At 68.1% G+C, this 16,192-nt stretch carries 16 protein-coding genes; 10 read left to right on the forward strand and 6 right to left on the reverse strand.

Annotated elements, in window-relative coordinates; genetic code table 11:
• The first annotated feature begins 16 nt into the window (after nucleotides 1-16).
• From SPK54_RS04355 to SPK54_RS04375, 5 genes are read left to right on the forward strand one after another with little or no spacing between them, the layout of a single operon-like run.
• The gene (locus SPK54_RS04355) at nucleotides 17-1,591 is read left to right on the forward strand and encodes a sulfotransferase (protein ID WP_330946705.1); all 1,575 of its coding nucleotides are present in this window, start codon (nucleotides 17-19) and stop codon (nucleotides 1,589-1,591) included.
• Between the two features lie 27 nt (nucleotides 1,592-1,618).
• Nucleotides 1,619-3,190, forward strand: coding sequence for a sulfotransferase (locus SPK54_RS04360; RefSeq protein WP_330946706.1), 1,572 nt, complete (start codon nucleotides 1,619-1,621; stop codon nucleotides 3,188-3,190).
• 32 nt (nucleotides 3,191-3,222) lie between these two features.
• Complete coding sequence (locus SPK54_RS04365; RefSeq protein WP_330946707.1) at nucleotides 3,223-3,795, forward strand: sigma-70 family RNA polymerase sigma factor; 573 nt, start codon at nucleotides 3,223-3,225, stop codon at nucleotides 3,793-3,795.
• Nucleotides 3,792-4,289 carry a hypothetical protein gene (locus SPK54_RS04370; protein WP_330946708.1) on the forward strand — a complete coding sequence of 166 codons (498 nt, stop codon included), beginning with the start codon at nucleotides 3,792-3,794 and terminating at the stop codon, nucleotides 4,287-4,289. Before SPK54_RS04365 ends, SPK54_RS04370 begins: the two co-directional genes overlap by 4 nt.
• Before the next feature lie 11 nt (nucleotides 4,290-4,300).
• A complete protein-coding gene (locus SPK54_RS04375; RefSeq protein ID WP_330946709.1) occupies nucleotides 4,301-5,191 on the forward strand; it encodes a DUF4097 family beta strand repeat-containing protein in 891 nt (296 codons plus the stop codon).
• A 121-nt stretch (nucleotides 5,192-5,312) separates the two neighbouring features.
• Here SPK54_RS04375 and SPK54_RS04380 read toward each other — a convergent pair whose 3' ends face one another.
• Both SPK54_RS04380 and SPK54_RS04385 read right to left on the reverse strand, forming a co-directional pair.
• Complete coding sequence (locus SPK54_RS04380; RefSeq protein ID WP_330946710.1) at nucleotides 5,313-6,182, reverse strand: hypothetical protein; 870 nt, start codon at nucleotides 6,180-6,182, stop codon at nucleotides 5,313-5,315.
• A gap of 163 nt (nucleotides 6,183-6,345) precedes the next feature.
• Complete coding sequence (locus tag SPK54_RS04385) at nucleotides 6,346-7,245, reverse strand: Hsp33 family molecular chaperone HslO (RefSeq protein WP_330946711.1); 900 nt, start codon at nucleotides 7,243-7,245, stop codon at nucleotides 6,346-6,348.
• Nucleotides 7,246-7,348: 103 nt separating this feature from the next.
• Between SPK54_RS04385 and mtgA the strand changes: the two genes are divergently transcribed.
• The 3 genes from mtgA (at nucleotide 7,349) to SPK54_RS04400 (ending at nucleotide 9,686) form a co-directional block, all read left to right on the forward strand.
• Nucleotides 7,349-8,104, forward strand: coding sequence for a monofunctional biosynthetic peptidoglycan transglycosylase (gene mtgA / locus SPK54_RS04390; protein WP_330946712.1), 756 nt, complete (start codon nucleotides 7,349-7,351; stop codon nucleotides 8,102-8,104).
• 141 nt (nucleotides 8,105-8,245) lie between these two features.
• Nucleotides 8,246-9,298 carry a glycosyltransferase family 2 protein gene (locus SPK54_RS04395; protein ID WP_330946713.1) on the forward strand — a complete coding sequence of 351 codons (1,053 nt, stop codon included), beginning with the start codon at nucleotides 8,246-8,248 and terminating at the stop codon, nucleotides 9,296-9,298.
• The gene (locus SPK54_RS04400; RefSeq protein ID WP_330946714.1) at nucleotides 9,258-9,686 is read left to right on the forward strand and encodes a CBS domain-containing protein; all 429 of its coding nucleotides are present in this window, start codon (nucleotides 9,258-9,260) and stop codon (nucleotides 9,684-9,686) included. Before SPK54_RS04395 ends, SPK54_RS04400 begins: the two co-directional genes overlap by 41 nt.
• Before the next feature lie 27 nt (nucleotides 9,687-9,713).
• Here SPK54_RS04400 and SPK54_RS04405 read toward each other — a convergent pair whose 3' ends face one another.
• Both SPK54_RS04405 and SPK54_RS04410 read right to left on the reverse strand, forming a co-directional pair.
• Complete coding sequence (locus tag SPK54_RS04405; protein ID WP_330946715.1) at nucleotides 9,714-9,947, reverse strand: hypothetical protein; 234 nt, start codon at nucleotides 9,945-9,947, stop codon at nucleotides 9,714-9,716.
• Nucleotides 9,948-10,022: 75 nt separating this feature from the next.
• Nucleotides 10,023-11,930 carry an AsmA family protein gene (locus SPK54_RS04410; protein WP_330946716.1) on the reverse strand — a complete coding sequence of 636 codons (1,908 nt, stop codon included), beginning with the start codon at nucleotides 11,928-11,930 and terminating at the stop codon, nucleotides 10,023-10,025.
• Nucleotides 11,931-12,191: 261 nt separating this feature from the next.
• Here SPK54_RS04410 and SPK54_RS04415 point away from each other — a divergent pair, with 261 nt between their 5' ends.
• Nucleotides 12,192-12,815 carry a sulfotransferase family 2 domain-containing protein gene (locus tag SPK54_RS04415; protein ID WP_330946717.1) on the forward strand — a complete coding sequence of 208 codons (624 nt, stop codon included), beginning with the start codon at nucleotides 12,192-12,194 and terminating at the stop codon, nucleotides 12,813-12,815.
• An 8-nt stretch (nucleotides 12,816-12,823) separates the two neighbouring features.
• Entirely contained in the window at nucleotides 12,824-13,459 is a 636-nt protein-coding gene (locus tag SPK54_RS04420; RefSeq protein ID WP_330946718.1) for an aspartyl/asparaginyl beta-hydroxylase domain-containing protein, read from the forward strand.
• Nucleotides 13,460-13,477: 18 nt separating this feature from the next.
• Here the strand turns inward: SPK54_RS04420 and SPK54_RS04425 are convergent, their stop codons facing one another.
• Together SPK54_RS04425 and SPK54_RS04430 are read right to left on the reverse strand one after the other, a co-directional pair.
• The gene (locus SPK54_RS04425) at nucleotides 13,478-14,416 is read right to left on the reverse strand and encodes an aspartyl/asparaginyl beta-hydroxylase domain-containing protein (RefSeq protein ID WP_330946719.1); all 939 of its coding nucleotides are present in this window, start codon (nucleotides 14,414-14,416) and stop codon (nucleotides 13,478-13,480) included.
• 52 nt (nucleotides 14,417-14,468) lie between these two features.
• Nucleotides 14,469-16,073, reverse strand: a complete 1,605-nt coding sequence (locus tag SPK54_RS04430) for a peptide chain release factor 3 (RefSeq protein WP_330946720.1) — start codon at nucleotides 16,071-16,073, stop codon at nucleotides 14,469-14,471.
• Nucleotides 16,074-16,192: the final 119 nt, after the last annotated feature.

Genomic DNA, 16,192 nt, shown 5'->3' on the forward strand with positions numbered 1-16,192 from the left:
GTACGCACAGGCGCACATGACCCCGGAACAGCTCGAAGTACTCTGGCACGCGGCCCAACAGCATGAAGAAGAGGGCGCCCTGGATTCGGCGCGTAGCGCCTATCAGGAAATCCTGGCGAACAGCCCGCGCCAGATCATGGTCCAGGTCAAGCTTTCCGAGCTTGAACAGCGGACTGGACGTTACCGCGAGGCGCGGCGCCACGCACTGGAAGCTGGCGCGACGATTTCGATGACACGGCGCTGGGAGGGACTTGCCTTCGTCACCGCCAACATGCTCGTGTTCGACGAGCGTGAATTGGTGCGCGGCCTGATCCTTCAGTCCGACTGGGACGACCCCCGTGTCCTCGGGCAATCGGTGGTGTTGTCCCAGCAGCTGTGGCTCTGCGGAGACCCGCCCGCGGCGCTGCGGATGCTTGATCTGGTGGCGCGGCGGGGTGGCAAGGACCACAGGCTGTCGTATTCGCGAGCCATGGCCCTCCAGCATCTGGGCCGCGGAGAGGAGGCGAGTCGCGCATTCGAGGAATGCATCCGGATGGCCCCTGATTTCGCGCTGGCGCATTGGTCGCTTGCCTACCACGCGCCATCCGGTGTTCCCGGCGCCAGGCTGGATCGCATTCGCTCCGCGTTGGGTCGGAGCCAGGACAGTCTGGAGCGCGCAATGCTGCATTACGCGCTTTACAAGGAGTTGGACGACGCCGACGAACGCGACGCGGCATGGGCGGAACTGGAGAAGGGGGCGGCCTTGATGCATAGCCCTTTCCTGCCGCCCACCCGTCTCCCGGATTCACTCGTGGAGCCCGCGGCAGCCGGCGCCGCCGAAGCAGCCGGGGAGCCCGATGCAGCAGGACGGGTGCCCATCTTCATCACGGGCATGCCGAGAACCGGCACCACCTTGTTGAGCCGGATCGTTTCCGCGCACCCGGCCGTCGCGGATGCGGGCGAACTGGCTGCGCTGGAGCATGCCCTGTCGCAGGCCATGGATCGCTTCATCGAACTTCCGCTCAAGCCGGATGACGCGTCACGGGTGGGAGGTATTCCTGCCACCGAGATCGCAGAGGCCTACATGCGGCGGACGGGGATGTATTACGCCGACGGGGTTCGCTGCGTGATCGACAAGTCCCCCAGCAATGTCTTCGTCGCAGGGATCATCGCCCGGTCGATGCCGCAAGCGAAGATCCTGTGCCTGGTGCGCGGCCCGATGGACACCGCCTACTCGAACCTTCGCCAACTGTTCCAGAACGGGGCTTTTGCCTACAGCTACGATCAGCGCCAGTTGGCGGACCGCTATGCACTCTTCCAGGCGGTGGTCGCGCATTGGCAGGAACGATTGCCGTCCAATTTCCTCGCGGTGTCCTACGAGTCACTGGTGGAGGACCCGATCACCGTCGGGCGAGCGGTGTTCGAATTCTGCGGGCTGGAGTTCGATCCTGCATTCGTGGACATCACGCGCAACGCGAGCCCCTCCGCTACCGCAAGTGCTTCCCAGATCCGCTCGCCGATCCATCAGCGCGGAGTTGGGGAATGGCGACACCATGAAGCCAGGCTCCGGCCATTCGCCGACCGGTTGCGGGAGCTGGGTGCTTCGCTGTAACGCGCTGCAGGAAGGAGGCGGAGCCTGATGCCCCAGCAGTTGCGTGCGCAGGTCGACGAAGCCGTCCGGCGCGAGGATTGGGCGACGGCGGCCGCGGGCCTGCGACAACTCGCCCTCGTCCCGCCGCAGTCGGCCCGGTTGTGGCTTGAGTTGTCCTACGCGGAATCGTTCCTCGGCCACTACCGCGCGGCAAGGGCCGCGGCTGGCAGGGCGAAGGGCCTGCCGTTGCACACGCGCGACGACGTCGCCGACCTGATCGCGCGCCTTCGCACATTCAACGATGCGGAGGGGGTACGCAAGGTCGCTCGGGGGCTGCTGGAGGCTCCGCGCGCGGACGCTGGCCTGCTCGCGACATCCGCCGTGCAGCTGAGCAACCTGAATGACCACGCCCTTGCGTTTGAGTGCGCGGGAAGGGCGGTGGCAATCGATCCATCATCGATCGCCGCCCGAATGGCGCGTGGCCAGATGCGCGCGCAGCACGGCGATATTCCCGGTGCGGAGGACGATTTCAACTGGTGTGTCCGCCGGATCCCGGGATTGATGCCTGCCTGGTGGGCATTGTCCCGGCTGCGGCGCCAGACCGTGGAATCCAACCATGCCGGGGAGCTGAGAATGCTGCTGTCCCGGGTGGGGCTCGGTGCCGCCGACGTGGCCTACGGTGCGTTTGCCCTGCACAAGGAGCTTGATGACCTTGGCGACGTCGCCGGTGCGTGGCAGGCGCTGCAGCAAGGCTGCACCGCCAAGCGCTCGATGTTGCGCTACGACGCGGCGGATACCCGCGCGCTGATCGATGCGCTGCTGGAGGCGCCTTGCCCGCCACGGCCCTCTACCGCGTGTACGGAGGAAAGCGTGCCCATCTTCATCGTGGGCATGCACCGCTCGGGGACCACGCTGCTGGAGCAGTTGCTGGATGCGAGCGGGCAGGTCCTCGGGGTTGGCGAACTCTATGACTTCACGTCCGCGCTGCGCGAGGCCACCGACCATCATTGCAGGGGCGTGATCGACCGGGTCGTGGTCGCGAGGGCCGGACAGGTGAATCTGCCCGAAGTGGGCAGGCGTTACATGGCGGGAGTGGCATGGCGGCTTGGTGGAATGCGGTTCTTCACCGACAAGCTGCCATCGAATTTCCTCAACACGGGTTTCATCTGCCGGGCCCTTCCGCAGGCGAAGATCCTGCACCTGGTGCGGAATCCGCTCGAAACCTGCTTCTCCAACCTGCGTGAGCTCTTCTCCGACGCGAATCCGTACTCATACGATCAGCAGGAGCTGGCCGACTACTTCCTCCAGTACCGCCGGCTGATGTCGCATTGGCATGGGATGTTTCCCGGGCGCATCCTCGACGTGTCGTACTCGCGGCTAGTGCAGGACCCGGAAGCCACCATGCGGGAAGTGGCGGCCTTCTGCGGGATCGAGTACCGCGACTCGATGCGGGATCCGAGGAGCAGCCGGCGGTCGGTAGCCACCGCCAGCGCGGTCCAGGTTCGGGAAGGAGTGGTTCGACGCGAGCGGCCGAAATGGGAGCCCTACGCGGCGTACCTGCACCCCCTGATCGATGCGCTGCGGGCGGGGGGCGTGGATGTTCCCGATCGGGAGTCTTAAACCAATTCCGGCGTGCCCGCATCACAGTGGGCATGCTGATGCAGACCATGCCGCTACCGCAGGCCACTGAATCCGACGACGACGCCCGGCTGGCGCGGCGCGCGGCGCGTGCCGACGTGTCTGCATTCGAGCAGCTCTACCGCCGCCACCACCGCCGCGTGCATGGGGTGATCGTGCGGCTGGTCGGGCAGGCGGGGACCCGCGCGGAGGATCTCACCCAGGAGGCGTTCGTGCGCGCCTGGCAGGCGCTGCCGGCCTTCCGTTTCGAGAGCGCGGTGTCGACCTGGCTGCATCGGCTGGCGGTCAATACCGCGCTGATGGAGATGCGCGCACGCCGCAGCCGCCCGTGGCCCGAGGATGACGACGACGCGCTGGAAACGGTGGCAACCCCGGACACCGCCGGCCGCGCCGTGCTCGGCCGCGACCTGGAGCGCGCGGTCGCCAGCCTGCCGCCGCGCGCGCGCGCGGTGCTGGTGCTGCACGACGTCGAAGGCTGGAAGCACGAGGAAATCGCCGGCGAGCTGGGCATGGCGGTGGGAAGTTCGAAGGCGCAGTTGCATCGCGCGCGGGGACTGCTGCGCGCGCGGATCGGAGAAGTGGCATGAGCGGACAACACGACATTGGCGAGGCCTCGCTGCGAATGGCGCTGCAGGCGCTGCGCCGGGCTATCGAGCCGGAGCGGGATCTTTGGCCGGGCATCTCGGCAAGGCTGTCCCCGCAGGCGGCGCAGGCGCGCCCGGCCAAGCGCATCTGGCCTTTCGCCATGGCGGCGTCGATATTGCTGGCCCTGGGCCTGGCCCGGCAAGGAGCGCCGGAACTGGCGCGGCCGGTGGCGGTGGAAGCGGCTGCGCCCGCCGGGACCACGCCGGTGGCCAGCGAAGCGGAGGCGCTGACCCTGCATTACCAGGCAGCACTGCGCGAGCTCGATGCTGGCGCGATGCCGGCCAGCTGGCAGCCGGGGCTGGAGGCGCTTGATCACGGTGCCCAGCAGGTGCTGGCCGCCCTCCGCCACAGCCCGCAGTCGCCACAGCTGCTGGAACAGCTGCGCCAGATCTATGCCCGCCGGCTCGCCCTGTCGCGCCGCGCCCTTTTTTCCTGAGGACCCCGACGATGCAAATGCTTGCCAGAATGCTGTGGGCCACGCTGGCCTGCGCCACCGCGCTGCCGGCCATGGCGGCAACCCCGATCAGCCAGACCCGCCCCCTGGACGCGCGAGGCCGGGTCGAGATCGAGAACCTCAAGGGCAAGGTCGAAGTGGTCGCGTGGGAGCGCCCGGAGGTGAAACTGTCCGGCACCCTCGGTGACGGGGTGGAACGGCTTTCGGTCGAAGGCGATGCCCGCGTGCTCCGGATCAAGGTCCAGTACCCGTCGCGCAACCGTGCTGCGGAACCGAGCCATCTGGTGGTGCATATGCCGCTGCTGGCGGACCTGGAGATTGAAACCGTCTCGGCCGACATCGGCGTCACCGGCATGGCTTCGCGCGAGCTGGAGCTTGAATCGGTCAGCGGCGACATCGTCGCCAACGGCGCGCCGCGACGCGGCGAAATCAGTTCGGTGAGCGGCGACATCCGGCTGGCGATGAACAGCCCCAGCTTGCGGGCGGAGACGGTCAGTGGCCAGCTGGCGGTGCAGGGCCGGCTGGGCGGCACCATCGCGCTGGAAAGCGTGTCGGGCGACATCCGCCTCGACACGCTGGGCGAGCGTGCGCGCAAGCTCTCCGCCAGTTCGGTGTCCGGCGACATGGACCTGACCCTGGGGCTGGCCGAGGACGGCGAGATCCGCATGGAAAGCGTGAGTGGCGATCTGCGCCTGCGTCTGCCGGCGAGCCTGTCGGCGCAGGTCTCGGGCGAAAGCTTCAGTGGCGACCTGGCCGCGCCTGGCGCGAAGATCCGCAAGGAGGAATTCGGTCCCGGTTCCAGCTTCCGCATGCGCTACGGAGCGGGCAGGGGTGATGTGCGCCTGCAGACCTTCTCCGGCGACGCACGCCTGATCATGCCGTAACGGTCGGGGTCGGCGCCGCCACACGAAAGGCCGCATCCTTCGATGCGGCCTTTTTTTCGGATGAGCGGCGAACGTGCCGGAAACCGGGGGCGCGGCCGGGCGGCCGTGCCAAGGGAGCGCCTCAGAGGTCCTGCTGGTAGCGCACGTAGGGCACGGTGCCTTCTTCGCCCGGATTGCCCTTGATCGGGAATGGATTCTTGCCGCGGGTGACGACATTGTCGGCACCGACGCTGAGCTGGCCGTTCCACGGGGTGCGCCAGGTCAGGCCCAGGCCCAGGCCCTTCCAGACCTCGCTTTCGCCCGGGACGTTGACCACCCGGCCGACGATATTGGCGCCGAACGCGCCGTAGCCACCGCCGACACTGAGGCTGCGGGTATTCCACTGGTCTGCCATCTCCGGCACATCGGCTGCCGGAACCAGGCGGGCGCGGGCGACGGTGCCGCCGACGCTGACGAAGCCTTCGCGGCTGATCGCCTTTTCCGCGAACAGCGAGAAATCGTTCTGGCTGTAGCGCGCGCCGCCGATCTGGCCGGGTGCCAGCCAAGCCGGCAGGGTATCGCGGCCATTGCCGAAGCTCAGCCCCAGCTTGCCGCCGTTGCGCGCCAGGCTGACGCCCGCGCTGGCATGGCGACTGTTGGAGCCGGGCTTGTCGCCTTCCAGCGAGGCCAGTACGCAGTTGCTGGCCAGCTGGCCGATGGCCGGCGCCATGCCGTTGCGGCGGTCGCACAGCAGCGCCAGCGAATCGCCGGTCTGCAGACCGTAGGTGGCTTCCAGGGTGGTCTTGCCGAAGCGCCAGCGCGCGCCTGCGCCGGTGCCGCCCGTGGCGGGTTCCAGCAGCAGCACGGCTTCCAGCTTGAGGCTGTCGCGGTTGAGCACCGGCACGACCCGGGAGTCGCTGCGCTTGGCCTTTTTCGCCTGCGCATCGACGTTGCCGCTGGCGAACACCAGGGCAAGCGCGGCGACGGCAAGTGGCAGGAGGCGCAGGGTCATGCTGATGTGACCGGCTCGTTAAGCCGAAGTTCCCCGGGTGAAACGAAAGCGTGCAGGAAAATCCTAGCCCCTTTATGTTTATTTAACAATAGCGCGACGGCTCCCCGCCGCATCGGCCAGCCGAGGGCGGGTGGGGCAGGGTGGTCCGGCCTGCCCGCCGGCACTATTGCAGGCCTGGCGCTGCGGGCTGGCTGCTGGCTTCCCGGCTGAACAGGGCGTCGATCTCCCCGGCGTCGAAGCCGTAGCCCTGGCCGCAGAACTCGCACAGGACCGAGGCCCTGCCATCGCCGGCCGCAACCGCGGCATCGGCCTCGTCGCGGCCCAGCGACACCAGCATGCCTTCCACGCGTTCGCGCGAGCAGGAACAGGCAAAGCGCAGCGGCTTCTCGCCGACCAGCTGCGGACCTTCCTCGTGGAACAGCCGGTGGACGACGTCGGCTGGCGGCAGCGCCAGCAACTCCGCGTGGCCCAGGGTGTCGAACAAGGCGCTGGCCCGGCGGAAACCGTCCTCGTCGCCCTCTTCACCCGGCAGCTTCTGCAGCAGCAGGCCGGCGGCGCGATTGCCGTCGCAGGCCAACAACAGGCGGGTGGGGAGCTGCTCGGATTGGCGGAAATAGTCCTCGAACGCCATATCCAGCCGTTCCGCCGCCAGTGCCACCAGCCCCTGGTAGCGCATCGGCTCGCCGCTGCCCAGCGGCGGGTTCTCGATGGTGATGGCCAGCAGCGCGTCGGCGCCCAGGGCGCGCAGGTCGCGCGCGGGCGCGCCGGCGGACTCGTTCAGGCGGACGATGCCGCGCAGCGTGCCGGCGGCGGTGCATTCGGCGAACAGGGTGCCGATGGCGCCGGCGCTGCGCAGTTGCACCGACAGTCGGCCATCCACCTTGGCGTGGCCCGTGAAAAGCGCGGCTGCGGCGCTGGCCTCGCCCAGCAGTTCGGCGGCGGCGGCGGGATATTCGGCGCGCGCGGCGATGCTGCGCCAAGTTTCGCCAAGATGGACGGCGACGCCGCGGACGCCGGCAGCGGGAAGCAGGAAGCGCAGCTGCGCGTCGGGGATCATGCTCATGTGGATACCGTGGAGGTGCCCGCGTGCGGATAATGGGCGGGCAGCGAGGGGGAATGATGGATCGAAATGGGGTGCGTGGGTGCCGATCGCAAGGCGCGGTCGCATGAGCGGGGCAAAGCGGAAGCGGCGCCTGCGCGGGTGGTGGTGGAAGCTGCCGCTGCTGTTCGTGGCGTTCAGCGTGCTGCAGGTGCTGGCGCTGCGGTTCCTCGATCCGCCGCTGTCCGCGTTCATGCTGGCGCGCTGGGTGGACGCGGCCCTGGCTGGCGATCCCGGCTTCCGCATCGCCCATGACTGGCGCGACCTGCGGGCGATCTCGCCGAACCTGCCGCTGGCGCTGGTGGCCGCGGAGGACCAGAACTTCGCGCGCCACCACGGCTTCGACTTCGCCGCCATCGAAAAGGCGCAGGCCCACAACGAGAAGATGCGCGCGCGCGCGGAGAAGCGCGGCGCGCCGGTGAAGCGCCTCCGCGGCGCCAGCACCATCAGCCAGCAGACCGCCAAGAACCTGTTCCTGTGGCAGGGCAGGGGACCCACCCGCTGGCTGCGCAAGGGGCTGGAAGTCTGGTACACCGCGCTGGTCGAGGCGTTGTGGCCGAAGCGAAGGATCCTGGAGGTGTACGCCAACATCGCCGAGTTCGGCGACGGCGTGTATGGCGCGCAGGCCGCGTCGCGGCGCTTCTTCGGCAAGGACGCCTCGCGGCTCAGCCGCGCCGAAGCCGCCCGGCTGGCGGCGGTGCTGCCCAGTCCGAAGCGTTACAGCGCGGCCAGGCCGGGGCCGTACGTGCAGCGGCGGGCGCAGGCCATCCAGCGGCAGATGGGTGCGATCGGCGGTGCGGGCTATTTGCGCACGCTGGATTAGGCGCATGCGGGCCATGCGCGCGCGGCTGCGGGGCGGGGTTCACCCGCGATCGGGGCATTCCGGCGGTGGCCGAAGCTGCGCCGGGAGCAAGTTCAGGGCAGGGCGGCCGCGCGGGAGGGAGCGGCTGGCATACTTCCCGGCATGCATGGACTCGCGCCCGAAGACCGCTGCCTGACCCTGGTGGTCGCCGCCTTCAACGAGGAGGATGCCCTGCCGCGCCTGCATCCGCGCATCCGCGCGGCGCTGGATCTGGCCGAGCGCGACGGGCTGGAAGCGCGCGTGCTGTACGTCGACGACGGCAGCCGCGACGGCACCTGGGCGCTGCTGCAGCGGTTCGCGCAGGAGGACGCGCGGGTGGCGTTGCTGCGGCTGTCGCGCAACTTCGGCAAGGAGGCGGCGCTGACCGCGGGGCTGGATCGGGTCGAGCGCGGTGCGGCGCTGATCCTGGATGCCGATGGGCAGGACCCGCCGGAGCTGCTGCCGCAGTTCGTGGCGAAGTGGCGGGAAGGCTTTGATGACGTCCACGGCACCCGCGTTGCCCGCGAGGGCGAGGGCGTGTTCAAGCGCGCCAGCGCGCACGTGTTCTACCGCGTCATCGGCGCGCTGTCGAAGACGCCGGTGCCGCGCGACACTGGCGATTTCCGGCTGCTGTCGCCGCGCGCGCTGGCGGCGCTGCGGCAGCTGCGCGAACGGCATCGCTTCATGAAGGGCCTGTTCGGCTGGATCGGCTTCAACGCGGTGTCGATTCCCTACCAGCGCGATGCGCGCGCGGCCGGGCGCAGCAAGTTCAACGCCTGGAAGCTGTGGAACTTCGCGCTGGAGGGCATCACCGGCTTTTCCACCGTGCCGCTGCGGATGGCGACCTATGCGGGCCTTGCGACCGCGCTGTTCGCGTTCGGCTACGGCGGCTGGGTCATCCTGAAGGCGCTGCTGTGGGGCGACCGGGTGGCGGGCTGGCCGTCGATGATGGCGGTGATCCTGTTCCTGGGCGGCGTGCAGCTGATGGCGCTGGGCATGATCGGCGAATACCTGGGCCGGCTCTACGAGGAATCCAAGCAGCGCCCGCTGTATCTCGTCGACGCCTGGCGGCCTGCGGAGGGAGTATCCTCGGGCCGGCATCCTGATCTTCTTCCCGAGTCGAAAGGAGTCCGCCATGCGCACGGTGCGGCAGCTGCTGGAGGCGAAGTCGCCTGAGATCATCGCGATCGGGCCGGAGGCGCCGGTCATCGATGCCATCCGGCTGATGGCGGAGCGCGGCATCGGCGCGCTGCTGGTGATGCAGGGCGCGCGCCTGGCCGGAATCCTTTCCGAACGCGATTACGCGCGCAAGATCGTGCTGCAGGGACGTTCGTCGCGGGACACGCCGGTGCGCGACATCATGACCGCCGAGGTGGTGACGGTGGCGCCGGGCGACAGCATCGACCACTGCATGCAGCTGGTGACCGACCGCCGCATCCGCCACCTGCCGGTGGTCGACGGCGGCGAAGTGATCGGGGTGCTGTCGATCGGCGACCTGGTCAAGACCGTCATCGAACTGCAGCGGCGCGATATCGACCAGCTGCAGCGCTACATCGCCTCCTGAGGCTCGCGGGCGCCGCCGCCCGGCGGATCAGCTCTTGTCGATCACGTCCGCGAGCAGCTTCAGCAGTTTGTCGTAGTTGTCGGCGTGGGTCTTCATCGCCCCCAGGTACGGGGCCAGCGCAGGCTGCAGCGACACGGGCATCGGCGGCATCCCCGCCATCACCATCGGCGGCGGCATTCCCAGCATCGTCTTGAAGCCGGTGTTGGCTGCGGAGAGCGCGGTGATCTGTGCTTTCAGGGTGTTCTTGGTATTGGTGTCCACGTTGGCCTCGTAGCCGGCGGGCAGGATGCCGCGGCTCCGGGTACAACGTCGGCGCCGGCCGCCGCCGGCCATGGCTCAGCGCGCGTAACGCCCGCCGCAGTTCGAATCCCTGCCGGGGCCGGGCTCGAACGTCGCCAGCAGCGCGGCGGGCGGGGCGATGTTGGCCAACGCCAGCGCCAATGCCGCCCGCAGGCCGACGCGGGCGAGATCGGGGCGGAACGAGGGGTCCCGGAAGCTGCCGCCGACCAGCAGGGGCGAACGGAACACGAGCAGGCTGCGGTCCTTGGGGCGCGGCCGCAGCTTTAGGTCCAACGTCTCGTCGCGCAGGCTGATGCGCCCCTCGCCGACCAGGATGGTGTCGGTGGTGTCGAAGGCCAGGCTGCGGGCGGTCATCAGTCCATCGGCCACCGCGAAGTCGCCCCAAGCGCAGCGGATCGGCACGCGTCGGTCCTTTGTCAGCAGGAACTTGAGCGCTTCCTGCACGTCCAGCCCCGCCAGTTCCATCACCAGGTTGCTGATCCGGCCGCTGCCCATGCCAATCGCGACTTCGCCGTTCGCGCTGCTGAGCATGCGGGCCACGGAGTTGCCGTTGCCAGTCAGTGCCACGTTGCCGCCGATGCGGCCGATGGCGTCCTGAGCCGCCTCCGGCGTGGGCAGCAGTTGCGCCAGCGCCAACCCGCGCACGTTCGCATCAGCGCGCGTGTGGATCGGCGTGCGTCGTGCGTCCATGCGGATGGTCGCGCGGATTTCGCCGCCGGCCACGCCGAAGTTGAGCGGCGCCAAACGCAGCAGCCCGTCATCCAGCAGCAGGTGCGCCTCCATGTCGTCCAGAGGCAACGACGGCGCGTTGATACGATGGGCCTTCAACCGCACGTCCGCATCCATCGCGCGCAGGCGCTCGAGTTCGTAGGGCTTGTCCGGCAGCACGCGCGAACTGGCTGCCTGTTTGGCGGCGCGCGCGGCCAACTCCGGATTGGTCGATTCGTTCGCCTGCGGCGCGCCGCCCAGGAAGCCGGCGAGGTCGTCGAAGTCCAGCCGGCGCGACTGCAGGTCGGCCTCCAGCAGCGGCCGCGGGCCGCCGGTGGTGACGGCTGCATCGCCGCCGAGGTCGCTGTCACCGACCTTGCCGCTGAACCCGTCGTAGTGCCATGTTGCGCGTCCGTCGGCGATGTCGCGCGTCAGTCGCCCATCGAGCGAAAACGGCGGCGTGTCGGGGGTGACCACGCCGATCAGCGGATACAGATCGGCGAGGTTCTTGCCGCGCAGCGCCAGTTCAAGATCGAAGTCGCGCAGCCGTAGCGGGTCCAGCAATGTACCGCGCGCGTGGGCACGGGTCGCGCCCGCGGCTGCGCGCAGGTCGATCCGGTACGGGCGCCGCGCCTTGCGCAGTTCCAGCGGGGATTCAGCGGTGCCGGACAGGGTGAAGGTGTTGCCGCTCCACTGGCCGCCCCCTTCAACCGAGATCGGCGGCTCGCCGTTGCCCATGCCGCGGGCCTGGCTGTCCAGCGCCAGCCGGACGTCGGTCTTGCGGGCCGGGTCGTAAAAGCCGAACTGCCCCTGCGTTATGTGGACGTTGCGGAATGCCGGCAGGGCGCTCCCAGCCGGGCTGCCGAAATCCCAGTTGCGCAGACCTTTTTGACTGCGCTGCAGGTGCAGGATCGGGCGCACCAGCGCGATCCGCGGGATCTGCAGCTCGCCGCGCAGCAACGGCCACAGCCGCAGGTCGAACTGCAGCCTGTCCACTCGCGCCATCTGCGGCTCGCGTGCCCATGCGGCATTGGCCAGCCGCAGCCCGCCGGCACTGATGGTGGAGGTGCTGCCGAGGTCTACGTCGAGATCGCCATCGATCCGGAACTCGCGCCCGGTCTGCGCGCTGACGCGGCGTTCGATCGGTCCCTTGAACCAGTTCCAGTCCCAGAGCAGGACCAGCGCCAGGACGCCCAGCGTGAGTGCGCCGAACGCCATCAGCCTGGGGTGGCGCACGCGTGGCGGACGGCGTGCAGCCCCGGGATCGGTCTGCCGGGATGCGGAAACGTTCACGCCCCGAGCTTGGCCGCTGCGCCATCAACCCATGGTGAAGCCGGGCGGTCGTTCCCGCATTCTTTCAGAATGCCCACGACTGCATTGGCCGCGGATTCATTCCATTTTCGAGCTTGCACCGCGGCGCCCGCACGGGGGAAGCGCGGCAACTGCATCGGGCTTGCTGCTGCTAGACTCCGCGGCGGCATACCCGCACCGCGCCCGATGATCATTTCGCACCAGCATCGCTTCATTTTCGCGGCTGTTCCCAAAACCGGCACCCATTCCGTCCGCCAGGCGCTTCGGGAACACATGGGGAACGAGGACATCGAACAGGTTGGACTGTTCGTGAACAAGCGCTTTCCCTACGAACAACTGGCTGCGATACGCCATGGCCATCTGTCCCTGGCGCAGGTCCGCCCCTTCCTGGGGGAGGAAAGCTTCCGGGAATATTTCAAGTTCGCGTTCGTGCGCAATCCATATGATCGCTTCGTCTCCTACTGCGCCTTCATGAGCCGGGACACGGATGCCTTCCAGCATTCCCCGCAGGCGGTGATGCGCCATTTCCTGTTCCTGCAGCCTCCCGAGCAACACATCCTGTTCCAGCCGCAATCGGCGCTCCTGGTCGATGCCGACGGCGTGCTGCTGGCCGACATGGTGGGGCGGGTCGAGGACATGCAGGCTTCGTATGACCGGGTCTGCGAACGGATCGGAATCGCGACGCGTCAACTCGACCAGGTCAACAGCAGCAGGCGAGGAGACTATCGCCAGTACTACGATGCCGAGCTGAAGGCGGAGGTGGAGCGCCGCTATGCGGACGACTTCAAGCTTTTTGCCTACGCGTTCTAGGAGCCGCCATGGTCGACATTCCGAAGCCGCAACCCAACCCGCGCAAGACGTCCTCGGTCCGCCAGCTGGGGGTGGTGGACATCGAAGCCCTGCGGTCGGCGGTCCTGGCGATTCCCGAAGCGGTATGGGATGCGCAGAACGCGGAGAAGCCCAACAAGTTCGAAGCGCTGGACCGCACTCGCCATATTGTCTTTCGCTTCGTGGACAGCACGCGCGACTGGCGGGGGTCGCATGACCGACAGCTGTGGAAGGAGTGGCGGAATTTGCTGGAGCCGGTCCTGCATGGATCGGTGCGCGACTACGGCTATGCCCGCGGGGTATTTCCCCGGGTGATGCTGGCCAGAATGGCACCGGGCGGCGTCATCCAGCCGCATATCGATGCGAACCCGGCCGCGAAGTGGCCGCACAAGATCCATGTGCCACTCCTGACCAATCCACAGGTGGGGTTCCAGATCGGCGACACGATTCACCACTTCCCCGTCGGCAGCGCGGTTGAAGTCAACAACCTCGGGCCGCACGCGGTGCGCAACGACGGCGACACCGATCGCATCCACCTCATCTTCGAGTACTACGACGCCGACCAGCCGGATCCCGAGTGGCTGGCGCCGTTTCTGGCGATGGATCCGCACCGGCGCGCGCTATAGCGCTGGCCCGGGAGGGCATCAGCGGACCTGGCGCACCGCCATTTTGCCGATCAGGGCCAATACCCCATCGACCCAGCGCGTTCCGTTCCGCAGCGGCAAGGCGCCGACGGCAGGCGGAATGCCCTCCAGGAAACGGTAAAGGGCATCCCGGTACTGTTCCAGCCCTTCGCCGGAGTCGGCGAACTGCACCCACAGGCTGCGCCAGTCGCGGAAGAATGCATCGCTTGCGTTGCGCGCGTCCTGTGTGGTCTGCATCGACTGGTCGGCTTCGTCCAGTAGGCCGTGCAAGCGGAAATGGATCTCCCATGGCGACATCACCACTGGGATGTTGTAGCGCTCCCGCGCCAGCGTGGACGCCGGGCCGTCCGGTGCGATGAAGCGCGCGGACCAGCCTGCGACAGGAGCGTCATGCGGGCGCCCCTGTGCCACCAGGTCCCAGAATCCCGGCCCTCCCACCGTATCGACGACCAGATGGATGCGCGACCGGCTTGCATCGTTTTCGACCCGATGCTCCCGCCACGTGTCGAAAATCCAGCACTCGCCCGCTGCCATGTGGATGGTTTTACCGCCGCATTCGAAGCGCACCGTGGGCTGCGTCACGATGGGGACATGCACCCGTACCCGGTCGGTCCAGTAGTAGCCCTGGTCGACATGGCGGGTGACTTCCGCCTGTCCTGCCAGGCGCATGAGCCGGGTACGCCCGACCACCGCCCCCAGGCTGGCGATTGTTTCGAGGAGGTAGGGGCAGCGCAGCAACTCCGGCGTAGGCGCCATTTCCCCGATGAAGGATTCATTGGCGGGGTCTCCCCCGGCCGCCAGCAGGGGGAGCATCGAGTTGCCCGGGAACTTCTGCGGGTGGTCACGCCAGACGTGTTCTCCCAGGGACTCGATTTCCGTCGCCAGCACTCCGGCATCGAAACGCAGCGGCAATTGCAGGAAAGGCACCGGAAGCTTCATGTTTGCGTCAACCCTCGGGTCTGGGTGTTCACGATGTCCAAAACGCTGGTCTTCAGCGCGGTTCCGTTGACTGCGCATGCTCGCGGGTGGCGAGGAATTCCACCCCCGGCGCGCGCTCCTGCGCCAGCTGCAGGTTGACCCTGCTGGGGGCCAGATAGACCAATTCGCCGGCGGCGTCGATGGCCAGGTTCAGCGCGTTCTTCTCGCGGAACTCCTCCAGCTTCCTGGCGTCGCTGCAGCGGATCCAGCGCGCGGTGGCCACCTGCACCTGCTCGAAGATCGCCTCGACGCCGTATTCGTCCTTGAGGCGGTACGCCGCCACGTCGAACTGCAGCACGCCGACCGCGCCAAGCACCAGGTCGTTGCTCATCAGCGGCTTGAAGAACTGGGTGGCGCCTTCCTCGCTCAGCTGGGCCAGGCCCTTCTGCAGCTGCTTGAGCTTGAGCGGGTCGCGCAGGCGCGCACGCCGGAACAGCTCCGGCGCGAAGCTGGGGATGCCGGTGAACGACAGCTTCTCGCCTTCGGTGAAGGTATCGCCGATGGAGATGGTGCCGTGGTTGTGGATGCCGATCACGTCGCCCGGGAAAGCGCTTTCGGCGATCTCGCGGTCGCTGGCCATGAAGGTCAGCGCGTTGGCCAGCTTCACTTCCTTGCCGCTGCGCACGTGGAAGGCCTTCATGCCGGCGCTGAACTTGCCCGAGCACACCCGCATGAACGCTACCCGGTCGCGATGCATCGGGTCCATGTTGGCCTGGATCTTGAACACGAAGCCGGTGAGCTTGCCTTCCGAGGCCGCCACCTCGCGGCTGGTGGTGGCGCGGGTGCCGGGCGCGGGCGCGTGCTGCACGAAGAAGTCCAGCAGCGGCTGCACGCCGAAGTTGTTGACGCCGGAGCCGAAGAACACCGGCGACTGCCTGCCGGCCAGGTATTCGGCATGGTCGAACGCTGCCGAAGCGCCCTGCACCAGCTCCAGCTGCTCGCGCACTTCGGCCAGCATGGCGGCGCCGATGGCGGCTTCCATGCGCGGGTCGTCCAGCGACGGGAAGATGGTGGAGTCCTGGCGGGTGAAGTTGCGGCCGGATTCGTACAGGTGCACTTCGCCGGTGAGCAGGTGCACCACGCCCTTCAGGCGCTTGCCCATGCCGATCGGCCAGGTCACCGGCGCGCACTGGATGCCCAGCACGGATTCGATCTCGTCCAGCAGCTCGATCGGGTCCTTGCCCTCGCGGTCGAGTTTGTTGACGAAGGTCATGATCGGCGTGTCGCGCAGGCGGCACACCTCCATCAGCTTGATGGTGCGCTCCTCCACGCCCTTGGCCACGTCGATCACCATCAGCGCGGAGTCCACCGCGGTGAGCACGCGGTAGGTGTCCTCGCCGAAGTCGGCGTGGCCCGGGGTGTCCAGCAGGTTGACGATGCGGCCCTCGTAGGGGAACTGCATCACCGAGCTGGTCACGGAGATGCCGCGCTCCTTCTCCAGCGCCATCCAGTCGGACGTCGCGTGGCGCGCGGCCTTGCGGCCCTTGACCGAGCCGGCCATCTGGATCGCGCCCCCGAACAGCAGCAGCTTTTCGGTGAGCGTGGTCTTGCCGGCGTCGGGGTGGGAGATGATGGCGAAAGTGCGACGACGCGCAGCTTCAATGGCGACTTCTGACATTGCGAAATTATACCGGCGGGGGCAGCATGGCCGCAGCGGGACCGGGCCAGCCCGGCTCCTGCGTTTCATGGAGGGCGCGTCGGGGCAGGCCAGGGCGACGCGATGCGAGTCGGCCGCCG

Source organism: Thermomonas sp. LB-4, from assembly GCF_036409385.1.
Lineage (GTDB): Bacteria > Pseudomonadota > Gammaproteobacteria > Xanthomonadales > Xanthomonadaceae > Thermomonas.

What these genes read in the sequence shown, in the direction of transcription:
- SPK54_RS04355 (WP_330946705.1), top strand. Translation starts at nt 17, where the DNA reads ATGACCCCGGAACAGCTCGAAGTACTCTGGCACGCGGCCCAACAGCAT.
- SPK54_RS04360 (WP_330946706.1), top strand. Translation starts at nt 1,619, where the DNA reads ATGCCCCAGCAGTTGCGTGCGCAGGTCGACGAAGCCGTCCGGCGCGAG.
- SPK54_RS04365 (WP_330946707.1), top strand. Translation starts at nt 3,223, where the DNA reads ATGCTGATGCAGACCATGCCGCTACCGCAGGCCACTGAATCCGACGAC.
- SPK54_RS04370 (WP_330946708.1), top strand. Translation starts at nt 3,792, where the DNA reads ATGAGCGGACAACACGACATTGGCGAGGCCTCGCTGCGAATGGCGCTG.
- SPK54_RS04375 (WP_330946709.1), top strand. Translation starts at nt 4,301, where the DNA reads ATGCAAATGCTTGCCAGAATGCTGTGGGCCACGCTGGCCTGCGCCACC.
- SPK54_RS04380 (WP_330946710.1), bottom strand. Translation starts at nt 6,182, where the DNA reads ATGACCCTGCGCCTCCTGCCACTTGCCGTCGCCGCGCTTGCCCTGGTG.
- SPK54_RS04385 (WP_330946711.1), bottom strand. Translation starts at nt 7,245, where the DNA reads ATGAGCATGATCCCCGACGCGCAGCTGCGCTTCCTGCTTCCCGCTGCC.
- mtgA (WP_330946712.1), top strand. Translation starts at nt 7,349, where the DNA reads ATGAGCGGGGCAAAGCGGAAGCGGCGCCTGCGCGGGTGGTGGTGGAAG.
- SPK54_RS04395 (WP_330946713.1), top strand. Translation starts at nt 8,246, where the DNA reads ATGCATGGACTCGCGCCCGAAGACCGCTGCCTGACCCTGGTGGTCGCC.
- SPK54_RS04400 (WP_330946714.1), top strand. Translation starts at nt 9,258, where the DNA reads ATGCGCACGGTGCGGCAGCTGCTGGAGGCGAAGTCGCCTGAGATCATC.
- SPK54_RS04415 (WP_330946717.1), top strand. Translation starts at nt 12,192, where the DNA reads ATGATCATTTCGCACCAGCATCGCTTCATTTTCGCGGCTGTTCCCAAA.
- SPK54_RS04420 (WP_330946718.1), top strand. Translation starts at nt 12,824, where the DNA reads ATGGTCGACATTCCGAAGCCGCAACCCAACCCGCGCAAGACGTCCTCG.
- SPK54_RS04425 (WP_330946719.1), bottom strand. Translation starts at nt 14,416, where the DNA reads ATGAAGCTTCCGGTGCCTTTCCTGCAATTGCCGCTGCGTTTCGATGCC.
- SPK54_RS04430 (WP_330946720.1), bottom strand. Translation starts at nt 16,073, where the DNA reads ATGTCAGAAGTCGCCATTGAAGCTGCGCGTCGTCGCACTTTCGCCATC.